This window comes from Subtercola endophyticus, assembly GCF_021044565.1.
GTDB lineage: Bacteria > Actinomycetota > Actinomycetes > Actinomycetales > Microbacteriaceae > Subtercola > Subtercola endophyticus.
On sequence record NZ_CP087997.1, the window covers coordinates 3,651,176 to 3,666,458 of the forward strand.

13 protein-coding genes are annotated in these 15,283 nt (G+C 68.1%); 9 read left to right on the forward strand and 4 right to left on the reverse strand.

Going from position 1 to position 15,283, the window contains the following annotated elements:
• Positions 1 to 24: 24 nt before the first annotated feature.
• The gene (locus LQ955_RS16955) at positions 25 to 543 is read right to left on the reverse strand and encodes a RidA family protein (RefSeq protein ID WP_231025654.1); all 519 of its coding nucleotides are present in this window, start codon (positions 541 to 543) and stop codon (positions 25 to 27) included.
• Positions 544 to 625: 82 nt separating this feature from the next.
• Between LQ955_RS16955 and LQ955_RS16960 the strand changes: the two genes are divergently transcribed.
• Entirely contained in the window at positions 626 to 2,224 is a 1,599-nt protein-coding gene (locus tag LQ955_RS16960; protein ID WP_231025655.1) for a gamma-glutamyltransferase, read from the forward strand.
• 79 nt (positions 2,225 to 2,303) lie between these two features.
• On the opposite strand, the gene LQ955_RS16965 is transcribed toward LQ955_RS16960, so the two are convergent.
• Both LQ955_RS16965 and LQ955_RS16970 read right to left on the reverse strand, forming a co-directional pair.
• Positions 2,304 to 3,329 (reverse strand): integrase core domain-containing protein, encoded by a 1,026-nt coding sequence (locus LQ955_RS16965; protein ID WP_231025656.1) that lies wholly within the window; start codon positions 3,327 to 3,329, stop codon positions 2,304 to 2,306.
• Positions 3,330 to 3,438: 109 nt separating this feature from the next.
• Positions 3,439 to 4,674, reverse strand: a complete 1,236-nt coding sequence (locus tag LQ955_RS16970; protein ID WP_231025657.1) for an MFS transporter — start codon at positions 4,672 to 4,674, stop codon at positions 3,439 to 3,441.
• A gap of 101 nt (positions 4,675 to 4,775) precedes the next feature.
• Between LQ955_RS16970 and solA the strand changes: the two genes are divergently transcribed.
• Entirely contained in the window at positions 4,776 to 7,127 is a 2,352-nt protein-coding gene (solA, locus tag LQ955_RS16975; protein WP_231025658.1) for an N-methyl-L-tryptophan oxidase, read from the forward strand.
• Between the two features lie 67 nt (positions 7,128 to 7,194).
• Here solA and LQ955_RS16980 read toward each other — a convergent pair whose 3' ends face one another.
• Positions 7,195 to 7,914 carry a GntR family transcriptional regulator gene (locus LQ955_RS16980; RefSeq protein WP_231025659.1) on the reverse strand — a complete coding sequence of 240 codons (720 nt, stop codon included), beginning with the start codon at positions 7,912 to 7,914 and terminating at the stop codon, positions 7,195 to 7,197.
• 187 nt (positions 7,915 to 8,101) lie between these two features.
• Here LQ955_RS16980 and LQ955_RS16985 point away from each other — a divergent pair, with 187 nt between their 5' ends.
• Genes LQ955_RS16985 through LQ955_RS17015 form a run of 7 tightly spaced genes read left to right on the forward strand, consistent with a single transcriptional unit; the run spans position 8,102 to position 15,239 of the window.
• The gene (locus tag LQ955_RS16985; protein WP_231025660.1) at positions 8,102 to 10,159 is read left to right on the forward strand and encodes a primary-amine oxidase; all 2,058 of its coding nucleotides are present in this window, start codon (positions 8,102 to 8,104) and stop codon (positions 10,157 to 10,159) included.
• The gene (locus LQ955_RS16990) at positions 10,098 to 11,120 is read left to right on the forward strand and encodes a PDR/VanB family oxidoreductase (RefSeq protein ID WP_231025661.1); all 1,023 of its coding nucleotides are present in this window, start codon (positions 10,098 to 10,100) and stop codon (positions 11,118 to 11,120) included. Before LQ955_RS16985 ends, LQ955_RS16990 begins: the two co-directional genes overlap by 62 nt.
• Before the next feature lie 19 nt (positions 11,121 to 11,139).
• Positions 11,140 to 11,853: a hypothetical protein gene (locus LQ955_RS16995; protein WP_231025662.1), complete on the forward strand. Its 714-nt coding sequence runs from the start codon at positions 11,140 to 11,142 to the stop codon at positions 11,851 to 11,853.
• Positions 11,853 to 13,409, forward strand: a complete 1,557-nt coding sequence (locus tag LQ955_RS17000) for a GMC family oxidoreductase (protein WP_231025663.1) — start codon at positions 11,853 to 11,855, stop codon at positions 13,407 to 13,409. The genes LQ955_RS16995 and LQ955_RS17000 overlap by 1 nt, the downstream gene beginning before the upstream one ends.
• On the forward strand, positions 13,406 to 13,834 hold the full coding sequence (locus LQ955_RS17005; RefSeq protein ID WP_231025664.1) for a hypothetical protein: 429 nt from the start codon (positions 13,406 to 13,408) through the stop codon (positions 13,832 to 13,834). The genes LQ955_RS17000 and LQ955_RS17005 overlap by 4 nt, the downstream gene beginning before the upstream one ends.
• Positions 13,831 to 14,226 carry a VOC family protein gene (locus tag LQ955_RS17010; RefSeq protein ID WP_231025665.1) on the forward strand — a complete coding sequence of 132 codons (396 nt, stop codon included), beginning with the start codon at positions 13,831 to 13,833 and terminating at the stop codon, positions 14,224 to 14,226. Before LQ955_RS17005 ends, LQ955_RS17010 begins: the two co-directional genes overlap by 4 nt.
• Entirely contained in the window at positions 14,226 to 15,239 is a 1,014-nt protein-coding gene (locus LQ955_RS17015) for an aldo/keto reductase (RefSeq protein ID WP_231028183.1), read from the forward strand. Before LQ955_RS17010 ends, LQ955_RS17015 begins: the two co-directional genes overlap by 1 nt.
• Positions 15,240 to 15,283: the final 44 nt, after the last annotated feature.

The window sequence follows — 15,283 nt, forward strand, 5'->3', positions numbered from 1 at the left end:
TGCTCCTAGGTTCGGTTCTGGCAGTCAGGTGGCCGGGTGCGGGTGCGAGTGCGGGTGGGCTTCGAGTTCGACCCAGAGCTCGAAGCAGTTGCCGCGCGAGAGGCTCGCGACGCCGATGGATGCCCGGCCGGCGACTCCCGCAGCTCTGCCGAACACGTCGATGAAGAGTTCGCTGGCCCCGTCAGAGACGAGGTGCAGGTCTTCGAAGTCGTCGTTCGTGCGCAGAAAGCACAGGTTGCGCCCGATCGCCTTGACCTCGTCGAGCGAGCCCAGCGCGAGGCGCATCAAGCCGAGGGCGTTGATCGCCGAGAGGCGAGCGGCGGCGTAGCCTTGCTCGATGCTCAGGTCGACACCGAAGCGGCCCGGGTTCAGGCGGTTGCCCTCGCGGTCTTCGGGCGTGACGCCGCTCAGCAGAACAAGATCGCCGACACGGTGAAAGCCCTTGACCATGCCGTAGCGGCCGCCGTAGACCGGGTTGGCGTAGTCGGGAATCGAGAGTCCCAGCTCGAGCACGCGTTGCTCGGGGGTTTTCGGGTCAGACAATAGTTCGCTCCTGCTGGTGTCTCATACTGGACGTACGCATCCAATCTTATCATTTGTGGATCCAATCTTGAGGACGTCGACCATGACCCCATCGCCCGAGGCTCAGCCCGAGCCCCTCGTTACGCACCGCCGTGTCGCGCTGGCCGCGCCGCACTACCTCGCCACTCGGCTCGGCGAGCAGGTCATCCGCGAGGGCGGTGGCGCTGTCGAGGCCGCTCTCACGGCGGCGGTTGCTCTGACGGTGGTCTACCCGCATCAATCCTCCCTCGGCGGCGATCTGGTCGCGTTGGTTCGCGACCCCGCGGGCCGCGTCGCGTCGTACATCTCGGTGGGGCGCACCGCGCAGGGTCTCGACGCGGCGGCGGTGCCCCGAATGGATGATCGCATCGCCGGTCGCGGAGCGCACACCGTTACCGTTCCCGGTGTGGTCGCCGGCTGGGTGGCGATTGCGGGGGAGCGCTTTGCGCCGGCCCTTGCGCGCGCGTTCGAGCGGGCATCCGTTCTCGCTCGCGACGGGTTCGAGGTGTCGCCGGGGCTTGCGCGAGCGCTCGCCGATACGTGGCCGATCGTCGGGGCAGACGCCGGCATGAGGCAGGTGTTCGGCCGAGCTGCGGTCGGCGCCGGCGGCGACGCCTCCGCCGAACCGCTGCGGGCCGGCGACCGTCTGGTTCAGCCGCAGCTCGCCGACGTGCTCGAACTCTTGGCCCGCGACCCGCTCTCGTTCTACACGGGCGAGGTCGCTGAGCGGGTCGCATCCGCCCTCGCCGAGGCGGGCAGCGCGCTCACGCTCACCGATCTGGCACAACACGCGGTCGACACGAGCCCGGCGCTCAGTGCGGTCGCCGACGGAATCCGGTGGTCGGTTGCGCCCCCGCCCAGCCAGGGCATCGCCTTTCTGGCCGTGCAGAGTGCCCGGGCATCCGCACCCGCCGTTTCGCTCGTCGACCGTTCGGTGCTCGAATTGTCGATGCTCGCCGCATCGGTTCGTGATGCCCGGCTGGGCGATCCGGCGTGGGCCGGAGGGCCCGATGCGCTTACTCTCGACGGCTACCTGCGTGACATGGCACGTGCTGCCGGGGCCCTCGATCTCGCCGTCGAGCGACCGTCGGGCGACACGGCCGGAATCACGGCGCAGGACTCCGACGGCTGGTCGGTCAGCATCGTGCAGAGCGTCTACCAGACTTTCGGTTCGGGCGTCTGCGACCCGGGCACGGGCATCGTCTTTCACAACAGGGGTGCTGCGTTCAGCCTCGAACCCGGGCATCCCGGTGCCCTGGCCGCGGGGCGCAGGCCCCCGCACACCCTCACGCCCGTGCTCGGCGCGGCCCCGAACGGTGACGTGCTCGCGCTCGCCTGCCAAGGCGGGCGCGCCCAGCCCTGGATTCTGGCGCAACTCAGTGCCGACCTGACCGACAGCGACATCCCCATCGAAACCACGCTCGCCCGCGACCGCTTCGTGTTCGGAGGCCGCGACATCGGCGAGCCGGGCCCGACGATCGCGGTCGAGTCGGCAGACGTTCCCGACGACGTTCGTGAGGTGGCCGAACGGTGGGGGTGGCGCACCCACGCACTCGGCGAGCAGGTCGACGTCGCCGGTCACGTGCAGGTGACGCGGATGCTCGGTGGCACCCTCTCGGCCGGCACCGACCCCCGCGCCGACGGTCTTGCCGTGGTTTCCTGACGCTCGTCTCGATCCACTTCGCGAAAAAGCCCCTAACTTTGCGTTGTGATGTCTCAGGACGTTGCTGACAATTGATGTCTCATGACCCTGCTGACGGTTCGGGTTTTTTGCTGTTGGGGTGGGTGTTCGTTATGCGGTGGCCGAGTTTGCCGTTGCCGAGGTAAGTGTCTGGTGCGGCGAGTGGGTGTGTCGCGATGAGAGTTCCGTGGGGTGTTTTCATGCCGAGGGATTGGTGCGGGCGGTGTTCGTTATAGAGCAAGTCGAATTGGTCAAGGAGGAGCTGTAGCTCGGTTAGGTCGTTCGCAGGTTGTCGGGCAGCGAGCCATCGGGCGAGGGTCGAGTGTCCGCGTTCGTTCTTGCCTTGGGTTTGTGGGTGGGCGATGGAGGAGGCGATAGTTTGCACGCCGAGGCTGCGCATCAGGGCGGTGAGTTCGCCCGTCCATCCGCGACGTGAGGGGTTCAACGCGTTCCCGTTATCGGTGAGTAGTCGTTGGGGTATGCCGTGCCGGGCCATACCGATAGTGACGACTCTGACGGCATCCTGGGCGTTCTCGGACCGGGCAGCGAGGGACGCGATCTGGTATCGGGCATGGTCGTCGTTGAGTTGAAAGATCGCTACGATCAGGCCGCTGGCGAGCGTGTAGTCCGTCGCGTCGAGCTGCCACAGCTCGTTCGGGGCCGCGTATTCGAAACGGATGAAGGTCCCTTTCGGACGTTTCTTCGGTTGCGCCGTCACGACTCCGTTCCGGGTGAAGATCCGGGCCAGCGTCGCCCGTGACGGCGCCTGAATGCCGAGCTTTTCAAGCTCGTACTTCACAGAGATCGGGCCGTTGTCCCAGCCCTCCCCAGCGAGCCGGGCACGAGCCTCGAGGGCCAGCCGCTCGATCAGCTCGGAGACCTTCGCCGGCGACGTCTTCGGCCGACTCGAGCGCGCCACGAGCGCGTCCGGGAGACCGGCCCCAGCAATGTGTTTCCGAGTGGCGTAGAACCACTCCCTGGACACGCCGTGTTCCCGGCAGAACCGGCTCACCGCACCCCGGGGTGCGTCGTCGGGCCACGAGGCAATAATCAGGCGGAGATCGGTACGGGACGCATCGTGACTCATACCCCGATCGTCCAGCCCCACCCCACGAACTGTCAGCAAGGTCCTGAGACATAACTGTCAGCAAGGTCCCGAGACCGAAGTGTCAGATAACCAAAGAGACTTCACACCCCTAACTTTGCGTGTTTGGGGGCTTTTTCGCGAAATGGATCGTGCGGGAGGCGCGCCGCGAGGCCACGATGACGATGACGAGGCCGACAAGTTGCAGGGCGGCGGCGGCGAGGAAGGCCGCCGAGCTGCTGATCTCTGAGGTCAGGATGCCTCCGTAGAGCGAGCCGACCGCGGTGCCGAGCGAGGTGAAGGTGCCGAAGATGCCGAGGCCCGTACCGCGGCGGGCCGGCGCCAGGTCTTCGGAGGCGAGCATGGTGAGCGCCGGGTACAGCGGGGCGAAAGCGAAGCCGAGAATCACGGCGGCCGCGGCCGCGACGGCGAACGTGTCGGCCACGGCGAGAAGCACCAAGGCGACAGCGAGAAGCACGAGGGAGTACCCCGAGGTGCGCAGTGCGCCGAGTCGATCGGTGATGGAGCCGATCAGCAGCCGCGCGCCGATGACGCTCACGCCGAAGACGGTGAAGACGCTCGCCGCACCGAAGAGACCGCTGGCGGCGATGCCCCGCGACTGCAGGTGAATGATCAGAAAGGTGAGAATCAGGCCCTCGGCCGACCATGACAGCGCCGAGACCACGCCGGGCAGCGCCACGACCTTCAGCGCGGCGGTCCACTCGCTCATTCGTTCTCGCCCGGTCATCCGTTTCGCCGCCCGCGGCTCGATCTCGGGCGAACGAACGGGCGCAAGGGCGAGAACGGAGAGGCCTAGCAGGGCGGCGCAGGCGAGCCAGATGCCGGCGAACGAGGCGGTGTCGTACGCCGCCTGACCCAGCTGGGGCCCGACGGCGAGACCGATCCAGACTCCGATTCCGTAGAGGCTGAGGGCACGACCTCGGTCGTTCTTGGCGGTGGTCGAGACCACCCAGGCGGCGCAGATGGTGTTCACGGCGGCGCCGACGATGCCGAACAGCGATCGGCTGATCGTGGCCATCGGCAGCGAGAAGGCCACCAGCATGAGCAGAATGCCGAGGGTGCCGACAATGATCGCGACGATGAGGGTGGTCTTGTACCCCCAACGGTCTGCGAGCGTGCCGACGAGCGGCTGACTGGCGAGTCCGACGATCGACCCGATGCTGATCACGAGCCCCGTGGCGGTGGCGTCGCCGCCCAGCTGAGAGTGGATGAACAGCGGCAGTAGTGGCGTCGCTGCGCCACTCGACACCGCGATGAGGGTGGAGACCACCACGAGCAGCCAGAATCGACGCCCGAGGGCCCCGGAGGGGGTGAAATGTGACGTCATGAGGGGAAATTGAACCCCGATACGGTCATTTGGGATCCAAAATGCTAGTGTTCGTATCCATACGGTCATCATGACGGCAGAAACGGTAGGAGTCCAATCACATGCACCACTTGAACGCTGCCGGTGCTTCGATCCCGACGAAGGCTGTGCTCGAGGGTGTGATTTCGCACCTCACGCTCGAAGCTGAGATCGGCGGATACGCCGCAGCCGCCGCCCGGGCGACGGCTCTGCAGGCCGTCTACGGCAGCATCGCGCGGCTGATCAACGCGCATCCCGACGAGGTGGCGCTCGTCGAGAGTGCGACCGTGGGATGGCAGCGACTGCTCGATTCCCTGCGGCTCGAACGTGGTGCGCGAGTGCTCGCCACGCGCTCGACCTACGTCAGCATGGCGCTCAATCTGCTGGAGCTGGAGCGCAGCCGAGGCATTCAGGTCGAGATTCTGCCGAACGATGAGTCGGGCGGTGTTGATCTCGACGCCCTCGAAAAGGCCCTCACGCGGCCGGCCGCCTTTGTCACCGCGTCGCACGTGCCCACGTCGTCGGGGCTCGTCGAACCCGTCGCGGCGATCGGGGCGCTTGCGCGAGCCGCGGGGGTTCCGTTCATTCTCGATGCGACGCAGTCGGTCGGTCAGTTGCCGATCGACGTCGAGGCCATCAATGCCGACGCCCTGTTCGCGACCGGCCGCAAGTTCTTGCGTGCGCCGCGCGGCACCGGCTTCTTGTACGTCTCACCGCGCTTCGACGGTCTGCTGCATCCGCTGGCACCGGATGTTCGTGCCACCGACTGGACAGGCGAACGCTCGTACACGTACCCCACCTCCGCGCTGCGCTTCGAGACCTGGGAAGCGTCTCACGCGCTGCGCCTTGGTCTCGGCACGGCGGCCGATGAGCTCGAGTTGCTCGGTGTTGATGTCGTCTCGGACTATGTGGGGCAGCTTGCGCGTCTCATGCGAGAGCGCCTTCGAGACATTCCCGGGGTCGTCGTGACCGATCCGCCTGCGGCAGACGGCAGCGCTATTGTGACTTTCGTGCTCTCTTCGGAACAACCGCAGCAGACGGCGAAGCGGCTGAGCGCCGCCGACGTGCACACGCTCGCGGTGCCCGCGACTCACGGCCAGTGGGATCTGGGTGCTCGCGGCCTCGAGCGGGTCGTACGGGCATCCGTTCACACCTACAACGGCCTCAGCGACATCGACGCTCTCGAGGCGGTCGTGCGCGAAGGCGCGCCGGGCGCAGCCCGGCCGGCGACCGTCATCGCTCTGGCCCCGGCGCCGGGGGTGGTGGATCCGGCCGTTTCGCCGGCGGCGAGCACGGCGAATGCGGCGAGCCAACGCCTCGCGGGTTCGGCCCGCACGGCCGACGTCGTGGTCATCGGGGCCGGAATCTACGGCCGATCGACGGCGTGGGCGCTCGCTCGAAAAGGGCAGTCGGTCATTCAGCTCGAGCAGTTCGGGCCGACGCACACCGAAGGCTCCTCGCACGGTGAGACGCGCATGATCCGCCGGGCCTACCCCAACCCCATCTGGGACGAGCTCGTGACGGGTGCGTATGCAGCCTGGACCGATCTCAGCGCGGCGGCGCAGACCGAGCTCGTCTCGATCACCGGCGGTGTCTTCTCTCGGCCGGCGAGTACGACGCCCGGCATGCGCGGGCCCGGAACGCGCCCGATCTCGGCCGACGAGGCGGCACAGCTGTATCCGTCGCTGCGTGTTCCCGAGGGGAACGAGAGTCTGTACGACCCCGCCGCGGGCATCTTGCGCGCCAGTGCCGCGATGACCGCTCTGTCGACCCTCGGTGCCGCTGCCGGAGTGCAGACCCTCTTCGACACCAGGGTGCTCTCGTGGAGCGAGTCGTCGTCGGGCGTGGTCGTCACGACGAGCGAGGGGGAGATCCATGCCGCCAAGCTCGTCGTCTGCGCCGGGCCGTGGACGAGCGCGCTGGTGCCGGAGTTCGACTCTCAGCTCACCGTGACGCGCATCGTCAACGCATACATCGGTTCCTCGGTGCCGGCCGCCGCAGCGCCGCCGAACCTGGGCGTGTTCTCGGTGGAGACTGGCGACGCTGGGCTGCTCTACGGCTTCTCGGCCTTCGAGGGCCGAGGCATCAAGGTCGGTCTTGACGATGGTCCGGTCGATGATCTGACCGCTGCCAAGCGCCCGGTGTCGGTCGAGGAGCAGAATCTGCTGCGCACTCTCGTGCGGCGTTACGTGCCCGCCGCCGACGGCGCGGTCGAGGATTCGCTCTCGTGCCGGTACACCATGGCGCCGAACAGCCGCTTCGCCGTGGGTGCCGTTCCGGGCCGCGAGAACGTGCTGATCGCGGCCGCGTGCTCAGGCCACGGCTTCAAGTTCGGCCCGGTGCTGGGAGAAGCGCTGGCGGATCTCACCGTGGGAGTGCCTCGACCCGACACCGCTTTTCTCGCGCCCGAGCAGATGCTGAGCCCGGCCGGCTGATTCGCCGCGAGGGTGCCCGGCCCCACCGCGAAGGATGCCAGATCCCGCCGCGAAGGGTGCCCGGCGGTCAGCCCGTGAAGACGGTCGAGGAGCGCCGCTCGTACCAGTGCGCGATCTGCTCGCCGGCACTGATGACATGGGCGCGCATCTCGGCTCTCGCCGCGGCCGTGTCGCCATTCGCCAGTGCTTCGACGATGCGGCCGTGTTCGCGATAGTTCTCGTCGCGATGACGGGGATCGTTCTGCAGAACCAGGGCCGACACGTTGCGGGGAAAGGTCTCGTTGATCTCGTTGATGGCGCGGGTCAGGCGCAGGTTCGCCGAGGCCGTGTAGATCAAGGTGTGGAACCGGTCGTTCTCGCCGCCCTGCGCCGGCAGGCCGTCGCGGCCCTCGGCCTGCGCGAGCGAACGCTGGTACATCTCGTCGTTGACCACCCGCAGCTGGGCGATCTCGTCGTCGGTGACCCGAGATACGGCACGCTCGGCGGCGAGGGCTTCGAGTTCGGCGCGCACCTCGTAAGCCTCGCGCACCTCCCACGGTGCGGGCACGCGAACCACCGCACCACGGTTGGGTACGACCTCGATCAGGCCACCGACCTGCAGCTGGCGCAGCGCTTCGCGCACCGGAGTGCGGCTGACGCCGAACGATTGGGCGAGTTCTGCCTGCCGCAATTGGGCACCGATCGGAATCTCTCCCGACATGATGAGGGCGCGGATGCGCGAAGCGGTCTCGTCGACCAGGGCATTGCCTGACGCGGGCACCGATGGCGGCGTAGTCGTCGATGTCATCTGACGGGTTTCTCCTCACCCCAAGAACACTCGGGACACAATAGAAGCCCCTTTGGATACGACCGTATCAGGTGGCGGCTGCTCCCTGACCGACCAACTCCCCAAAACGAGGGTGTCGAGGTGTGGATACAGAAATGTTATTATGGGATCCAATTGACACTGAACGATAAACCGGAGCCCGTTCCTCATGACAGACACTCACCAGCTGACACCCACGTCGAAGACTCACCCTCTCGACCCGATCACGGCAGGTGAGATGAGCTCGGCGATCGCGCTGCTCAGGAAGGATGATCGGCTCAGCCCGCTCGTGCGGTTCTGGGGTGCGACCCTCGACGAGAACCACGCCCGGGCTGTGCTGGCCGAAACGGAGCAGCCGGGCATCCGCAAGCTGCAGATCGTCGCCATCGACAGCGGAAACCGTGCGGCGTGGGAGGTCGACGTGTGGCTCGGCGGTGCGCACGAGCGCCTGGAGTGGAAGGAGATCGACTTTCGGCGCCCGGGAATCACCTCCGAAGAGGCGCGGGCCGCGGCGCATGCGTGTCGAGAGAGCCCGGAATTCCAGGCCGTGATGGCCAAGCGGGGCGTCACCGACATGTCGTCGCTCGTCATCGACGCGGAGTCGATGGGCGGATTCGTGCCCGAGAAGTACGCCGACCGCCGCGTGACGTGGGGAACCGTGTGGTACCGCACCAGCATCGAAGACAACGCGTACGCTCGGCCGGTTCAGGGCGTCGTGCCGATCATCGACATGACCACGATGGAGATTCTCGAGGTCGAAGACCACGGCGTGGTGCCGATCTCCGACGAGGCCGGAGGTATCGAGCCGGGCGATTGGGGAGACGACCGACCCGGTCTGAAGGCGCTCGACATCGTGCAGCCCGAGGGGCCGAGCTTCGACGTCGACGGTCATGCCGTCACGTGGCAGGGCTGGAGCTTTCGAGTGGGGTTCACTCATCGTGAGGGTCTCGTGCTGTACGACCTTGCCTTCAAGGGCCGTTCGGTGCTGAAGCGCGCGGCGTGCAACGAGATGTACGTGCCTTACCTCGATTCGAATGCAACGCAGTACCGCAAGAATTTCTTCGACTGGGGCGAGTACGGCGCCGGCCCGCTCACGAACTCGCTGGAGCAGGGCTGCGACTGCCTCGGTGTCATCCGCTACCTCGACGGAATCGTGCTCGGTGGCGACGGCTCACCGCGCACCATTCCGCAGGCGATCTGCATGCACGAAGAAGACGACAGCGTGCTCTGGAAGCACATGGATCTGCGCCGCGACGTGGGCCAGGTGCGGCGCTCGCGCCGGCTCGTGATCTCGAACTTTCAGACCGTGGCGAACTACGACTACGGCTTCTACTGGTCGCTCTATCAAGACGGCCGTATCGAGCTCGAGGTGAAGCTCACCGGCATGCTCTCGGCCTCGGGCTTCGAAGACGGTGACGAGGTGCGTTATGGCCGCGTCGTGTCGAAGAACGTGCAGACGCCGACGCACCAGCACTACTTCGGAATCCGTCTCGACGCGGCGGTCGACGGAGAGAAGAACCGGCTGGTCGAAGAGCATGCAGAGGGCGAGACCGACGAATCCCTCGACCCGTACGGCAACGCGGTACGCAACGTGCGGGTTCCGCTGCTGAGCGAGAGTGTCGCGGCGCAGCGGGTCGATCCCTCGATTGCGCGGCGCTGGCGCATCGAGAGCGCGGATGCGGTCAATCGCTACGGTGAGCCGACCGCCTACCGGCTGAGCCTGCCCAACACCGTGCGCTCGTACAGCCGCCCGGGTTCGGTGATGGCCAGGCGTGCGCCGTTCATCCACCAGCACCTGTGGGCCACCCAGGCAGACCCGAGCGAGAACTTCATCGGCGGGCAGTACCCGAACAACGCCGAACCCGGCGAAGACGGGGTGCACGTCTGGCAAGAGCAGAATCGCTCGCTCGACGGCGAAGAGATCGTGCTCTGGGCGGTTATCGGCACCCATCATTTTCCGCGCCCGGAGCAGTGGCCGGTGATGCCGGTGGATCACGTCGGGCTGTCGCTCGAGCCCGACGGGTTCTTCGACCGCAACCCCGCGATGGACATCGCCGCGCCGGCGCACGGCGCGCATGGTGCGCACGGCGCCGACAGGTGCGCGCACGACGCGTCGAGCCACGCCGGGCACGATCATGCCGGGCACGACAACGTTGGGCACGACCATGCAGGCCAGGACCACTCAAGCCACGACCACGCCGCCGGCGGGCACGACGGTGGCCACTAACGCCGAGGTCGCCGCCCGTCTCGTCACCGTGACGGGCCGGCGTCAAGAGAGTTCGCGGGTCGTCTCGCTCACCGTTCGGGCGACCGGCGGCGGGTTGCTGCCCGAGTGGCAACCCGGCGCCCACGTGGCCGTCGAGATTCCCGACGGCTCGGTGCGGCACTATTCGCTCTCGGGCTGGCCCGGGCAGCGTAACGAGTACCGCATCGCGGTTCTGCACGAGCCCGACGGGCGCGGCGGCTCGACGTATCTGGCCGAGAACGTCGCCGTCGGCGACACTCTCACCCTGCGCCAGACGGCGAACCATTTCGCTCTCACCCCCGCTTCCGAGTACCTCTTCATCGCCGGCGGCATCGGCATCACCCCGCTGCTGCCGATGATCTACGCGGCCGAGGCGCAGGGCAAGCCGTGGCGACTGGTCTACTACGGGTCGTCGCGCGAGCATATGGCCTTTCTCTCCGAGCTCGCGGTCTTCGGCGACCGGGTCGAGATCGTCGCGAAAGACGAGGCGCCTGCCGCCTCGACGCGCGTCGAGGCTCTTGTGGAATCGGTCGCGCCGTCGACGCAGGTCTATCTCTGCGGCCCGCAGCGCCTGCTCGATGCCGCACGGGAGGCGATGGCGACGCAGGGCACCGCGGGGCGGCTGCGCTTCGAGCTCTTCGAGGCCCCCGACGCGGCGGCAGAGGCCGTCGACGACGGGTCGTTCGAAGTGCACCTTCAAACGTCAGACCTCACGGTCACGGTCGGGCCGGAGCAGAGCATCCTCGAGGCCGTTCGCGAGGTGGGCATCGACGTGCTGAGCGACTGCGAAGAGGGCATCTGCGGCAGCTGCGAGACCGCGGTGGTGTCGGGTGAGGTCGACCACCGTGACTATGTGCTCACGCAGCAGGAGAAAGATGAGAACCGCTGTTTGATGATCTGCGTGTCGCGTGCGGCGTGCCCGATTCTCACCCTCGCCTTGTGAGTGCCGTCGGGTGAGCGCGATGGATGCCCTCTCTGCCTTCTCCGTTCTTTTCGCCGTGACGGCGGCAGTGCTCGCCGTCTGCGCGGCCATGCAGGCCCCGATGACTCGACGCTCGAGGTCGGCCTTGCTCGTGCCCGCCGCGGTGATGGCGCTCGCGATGGCCGACTCGGCGCGCGGCGCAGAGGCGTCGATGGCGGCGGCAGGATGGTCGGCGGTGCTCATCGCGACCGCCTTCGTCTCGCTGGCCGCCGCCCGCAGGCCGTCGCCCGAACGTCATGTCATCGTGCACCGTGCGCTGCTGTCGATTCTGATGGCCGGGTTGCTGCTCGTGGCTGCCCCCGGTACGAGCTCGGCGGTCACGGGTATTGCCGGTGCACACGCCGGGATGAGCTCCGCCGGTTCGTCGTTCGCCTCACCGGTCTCGACCCTCGACGCGATGTTGGTACTGGTGCTGGGCGGAGGAGTGGCGGTCTGCTCGGGCTATTGTGTGCGTGAGATCGTGCGGGCGCGCACCTCGCGCACCTCGCGCACCGCCCGCACCTCGCGCACTCTGCATACCTCGCGCACTCCGCATACCCCGCGCACAGTGCGGGTCGCGACGATCGCGGCGAGTACCCCACTCGCGCACCGCGGCGGCACCGTGGCGCTCGCCGAAGTCTCGTTCATGACGCTCTCGGTGATCACGATGGCCGGCATGGCTGCGACCGCCCTCGTTGCGGGAATGTCGATGTAATGCACGAGACTGCAGATGTCGTCATCGTCGGCGCGGGCCCGAGCGGTGCGGTCGCCGCGCTGCGGCTGGCGCAGGCGGGGCTCGACGTGCTCTGCCTCGAACAGGGCGACTGGCCGCCGCAGAGTGGGGTCGGTGCGTCGCAGCAGTGGGAGCTCGCCGGCCGTGGGCCGGCCCACTTCAGCCCCAACCGCCGGGCGACCCCGACAGACTTCGCCATCGACGACCGCGACTCCGACATCGACGTATTGAACTACACGGGGGTCGGCGGGGGAACAGTGCTGTGGGGCGCGCAGTGGGAACGGTTTCTGCCCTCCGACTTTCGGGTGCGCACCCTCGACGGTGTCGCCGACGACTGGCCGCTCAGCTTCGACGATTTCGCTCCGTACTACGCGCGGCTCGATCGGCAATTCGGGGTGGCAGCAGAGCCCGGAGATCCCGCCTTTCCGCTCGGCGGCGACGCGCCATACCCGGCGCTGCCGATCATGCCCCTCGGCGAGAAGATCGCCCGCGCCCACAATCGGCTCGGCTGGCACTGGTGGCCCGGCCCGAATGCCGTCGGCACTCCAGAGCAGATGGCGGATGCCCGGGCCAACGGCTACCCGCCGAGCCTTCGTGCCCGCGTCGGCGACACGCACTGGCCGCTGGCCGTCGCCGCCGGTGCGAACCTGCGCACAGGCGCAGCGGTGCAACGAGTGCTGCTCGACCGGGCAGACCACGCCACCGGAGTGCTCTGGCGTTCGCGCGACGGCCGCGAACACACGGTCGCCGCCGGCACGGTGCTTCTGGCGGCCGGAGGTATCGGCACGCCGCGGCTGTTGCTGGCCTCGGCCGGCGCCGAGCATCCGCAGGGCCTCGGAAACAGCTCGGGGCTCGTCGGCCGGCGCCTCATGCTGCACCCCTTCACGCGCGTGGTCGGCCTGTTCGACGAGCCCTTCGACGAGGTGCAGGGGTATTGGGGGCAGCTCGTGCACAGCCTCGAATTCGCCGAGACAGACCGCTCGCGCGGCTTCGTGCGCGGCACGAAGTGGAATCTCGGGCAGGGTTTCGGGCCGGTGGTGGCGGCGCTTCATCCGTGGCCCGACGCGCAGAGCTGGGGCCCGGCCGTCGCCGAGCACGTGCGGCGTTGGTCGGGTCGGGCCGGCATCTGGGGCATCACCGCCGACGACCTGCCCGACGAGAACAACCGCGTCGAGCTCGACCCCGTGCGGTGCGCGGCTGACGGGTTACCCGTGCCGGTCATTCGCTACACCGCGCCGGCAGATGCGCTGCGGGCGCTCGCCTACAGCACCGAGCGCGCAGCCGAATCGATGCGCGAGGCGGGAGCGACAGAGGTTCTGACCACGGGGCCACTGCGCGGGTTCGGCTGGCATCAGCTCGGTACGGCCCGAATGGGCGATGATTCGGCGTCGTCGGTCGTCACCAGCGAGGGGCGACTGCATGACGTGCCCAACGTGCTGGTGATCGACGCGAGCGTGTTCGTGACAGGCTCGTCGCTGAACCCCACCTTGACCAGCTCGGCGTTCGCGCTGCGTGCGGCAGAACGGATGCTCGCATGACAGTCGTCACGCTGCGCAGCCGTGTGGCGGCCGTTCTCATCCCCGCCGGCGCCCGACTCGTCGGGGCCGGGGAACTCGACATCGATGCCCGTATCGGCGCCGTGCTCACGGCCATTCCGGCGCTGGTCGCTCCGTTCGACCGGGCGCTTGCGACGGTCGCGGCCGCTGCGGGGGCGGGGGCGGGGGCCGCGGCGGCCGAGTCGCTCTCGCCGGCCCTCGCCGCGCTCGAACGAAGCGACCCGGCGGCCTTCGCCGCCCTGCGCGAGGTGACCGTCATCGCGTGGGCGACCAGCGACGACGTGCAGCACGCTCTCCCGCTCGCGCCCCGAGTGCCGCTCGACGTCGAGCGCTGGCGGGCATCCGACGACCTGCTCGACCCTGTACGCCGACGAGGCGCCATCTGGCGCAGAGAAGAGCCGTTATGAAAGCCGCCAAAGCCGGAATCGACCTGGGTATTGTCGTGACCGATCACGAACCGATGCTCGCCTTCTATTCGGGGGTGCTCGGCCTCGAGGTCGTCGGCGAACGCACCACGGGGTGGGGAACGATGGTCGAGCTCGCCTTCGGCGAGACAGTGCTGCGGCTGTTGAAGCCCGCAGCCGACGCCGCACCCTCTGACGGAGGCATGCTCGCGGTGACCGGCTTTCGTTACCTCACCTTTCCGATCGAACCCGGTGATTTCGACGCCACCCTCGCAGCCTGTGTCGCTGCCGGGGCGCCGGTCACGAGCGCCGAAATGCGTGCCGGGGAGGTGCGCTTCGTCATCGTGGCCGATCCCGAAGGCAATAGCGTCGAGCTGCTGAGCCGGGGCGCGTGATGCAGACGCGCGCGCTCGGCCGCACGGGTATGCAGGTCACCCCGCTGAGTCTCGGAGCCATGATGTTCGGGCCGACCGGCAATGCCGATCGCGAGGAGTGCGTCACGATCATCCACCGTGCGCTCGATGCCGGTATCAACTGCATCGACACGGCCGACCTGTACTCGCGGGGCGAATCCGAGCGCATCGTGGGGCAGGCCCTCGCCGGTGGCCGGCGGCAGAACGTGGTGCTGTCGACGAAGTTCCACGGGCCGATGGGCGACGACCCGAACATGCGCGGGGCGTCGCGCCGCTGGATCGCCCGCGCGGTCGAAGACAGCCTGACCCGGCTCGGTACCGACTACCTCGACGTGTACTACGTGCACCGGCCCGATGCCGACACCGACTTCGACGAGACGCTCGGTGCGCTGAGCGACCTTGTGCACAGCGGCAAGATCCGGGCGATCGGCACCTCCACGTTCGCACCGTCGGCCATCGTCGAGGGCCAATGGATCGCCGAGCATCGCGGCCGTGAACGCGTGCTGGTGGAGCAGCCGCCGTACTCGCTGCTGACGCGCGGCGTCGAAGCGGAGGTCTTGCCGGTGTGCGCCGAGTTAGGTCTCGGTGTCACGGTCTGGGGCCCGCTGGCCGGCGGTTGGCTCTCGGGTCGCGCGGTGCCCACCGACTCGTCGCGGGCCGCACGTTTTCCCGACCGGTGGGATCCGTCCGTGCCCGCCAACGCCGCCAAGCTGCGGGCGGTGGATGCCCTGGCCACTCTCGCCGCGGAGGCAGGGCTTTCGCTCATCCACCTGGCCCTCGCCTTCGTGCTCGAGCACCCGGCGGTGACCTCGGCGCTCATCGGGCCGCGCACCCTGCAGCACCTCGAGAGTCAGCTCGGGGCAGCGGAGGTTCGGCTCAGCACCGATGTGCTCGACGCCATCGACACGATCGTGGCGCCCGGCACCACGTTCAACCCCGCCGATCTCGGTGTCGACGTGCCGGGCCTCGCCGTCGCGGCGCGCCGCCGCCGGTGATCACGATCAGATTGGATCCAAAGTTGGGTAGGAGTGGATCCAAG

Excerpts from the sequence above, each read along its gene's own strand:
- LQ955_RS16960 (WP_231025655.1), top strand. The coding sequence starts at position 626 with ATGACCCCATCGCCCGAGGCTCAGCCCGAGCCCCTCGTTACGCACCGC.
- LQ955_RS16965 (WP_231025656.1), bottom strand. The coding sequence starts at position 3,329 with ATGAGTCACGATGCGTCCCGTACCGATCTCCGCCTGATTATTGCCTCG.
- LQ955_RS16970 (WP_231025657.1), bottom strand. The coding sequence starts at position 4,674 with ATGACGTCACATTTCACCCCCTCCGGGGCCCTCGGGCGTCGATTCTGG.
- solA (WP_231025658.1), top strand. The coding sequence starts at position 4,776 with ATGCACCACTTGAACGCTGCCGGTGCTTCGATCCCGACGAAGGCTGTG.
- LQ955_RS16980 (WP_231025659.1), bottom strand. The coding sequence starts at position 7,914 with ATGACATCGACGACTACGCCGCCATCGGTGCCCGCGTCAGGCAATGCC.
- LQ955_RS16985 (WP_231025660.1), top strand. The coding sequence starts at position 8,102 with ATGACAGACACTCACCAGCTGACACCCACGTCGAAGACTCACCCTCTC.
- LQ955_RS16990 (WP_231025661.1), top strand. The coding sequence starts at position 10,098 with ATGCAGGCCAGGACCACTCAAGCCACGACCACGCCGCCGGCGGGCACG.
- LQ955_RS16995 (WP_231025662.1), top strand. The coding sequence starts at position 11,140 with ATGGATGCCCTCTCTGCCTTCTCCGTTCTTTTCGCCGTGACGGCGGCA.
- LQ955_RS17000 (WP_231025663.1), top strand. The coding sequence starts at position 11,853 with ATGCACGAGACTGCAGATGTCGTCATCGTCGGCGCGGGCCCGAGCGGT.
- LQ955_RS17005 (WP_231025664.1), top strand. The coding sequence starts at position 13,406 with ATGACAGTCGTCACGCTGCGCAGCCGTGTGGCGGCCGTTCTCATCCCC.
- LQ955_RS17010 (WP_231025665.1), top strand. The coding sequence starts at position 13,831 with ATGAAAGCCGCCAAAGCCGGAATCGACCTGGGTATTGTCGTGACCGAT.
- LQ955_RS17015 (WP_231028183.1), top strand. The coding sequence starts at position 14,226 with ATGCAGACGCGCGCGCTCGGCCGCACGGGTATGCAGGTCACCCCGCTG.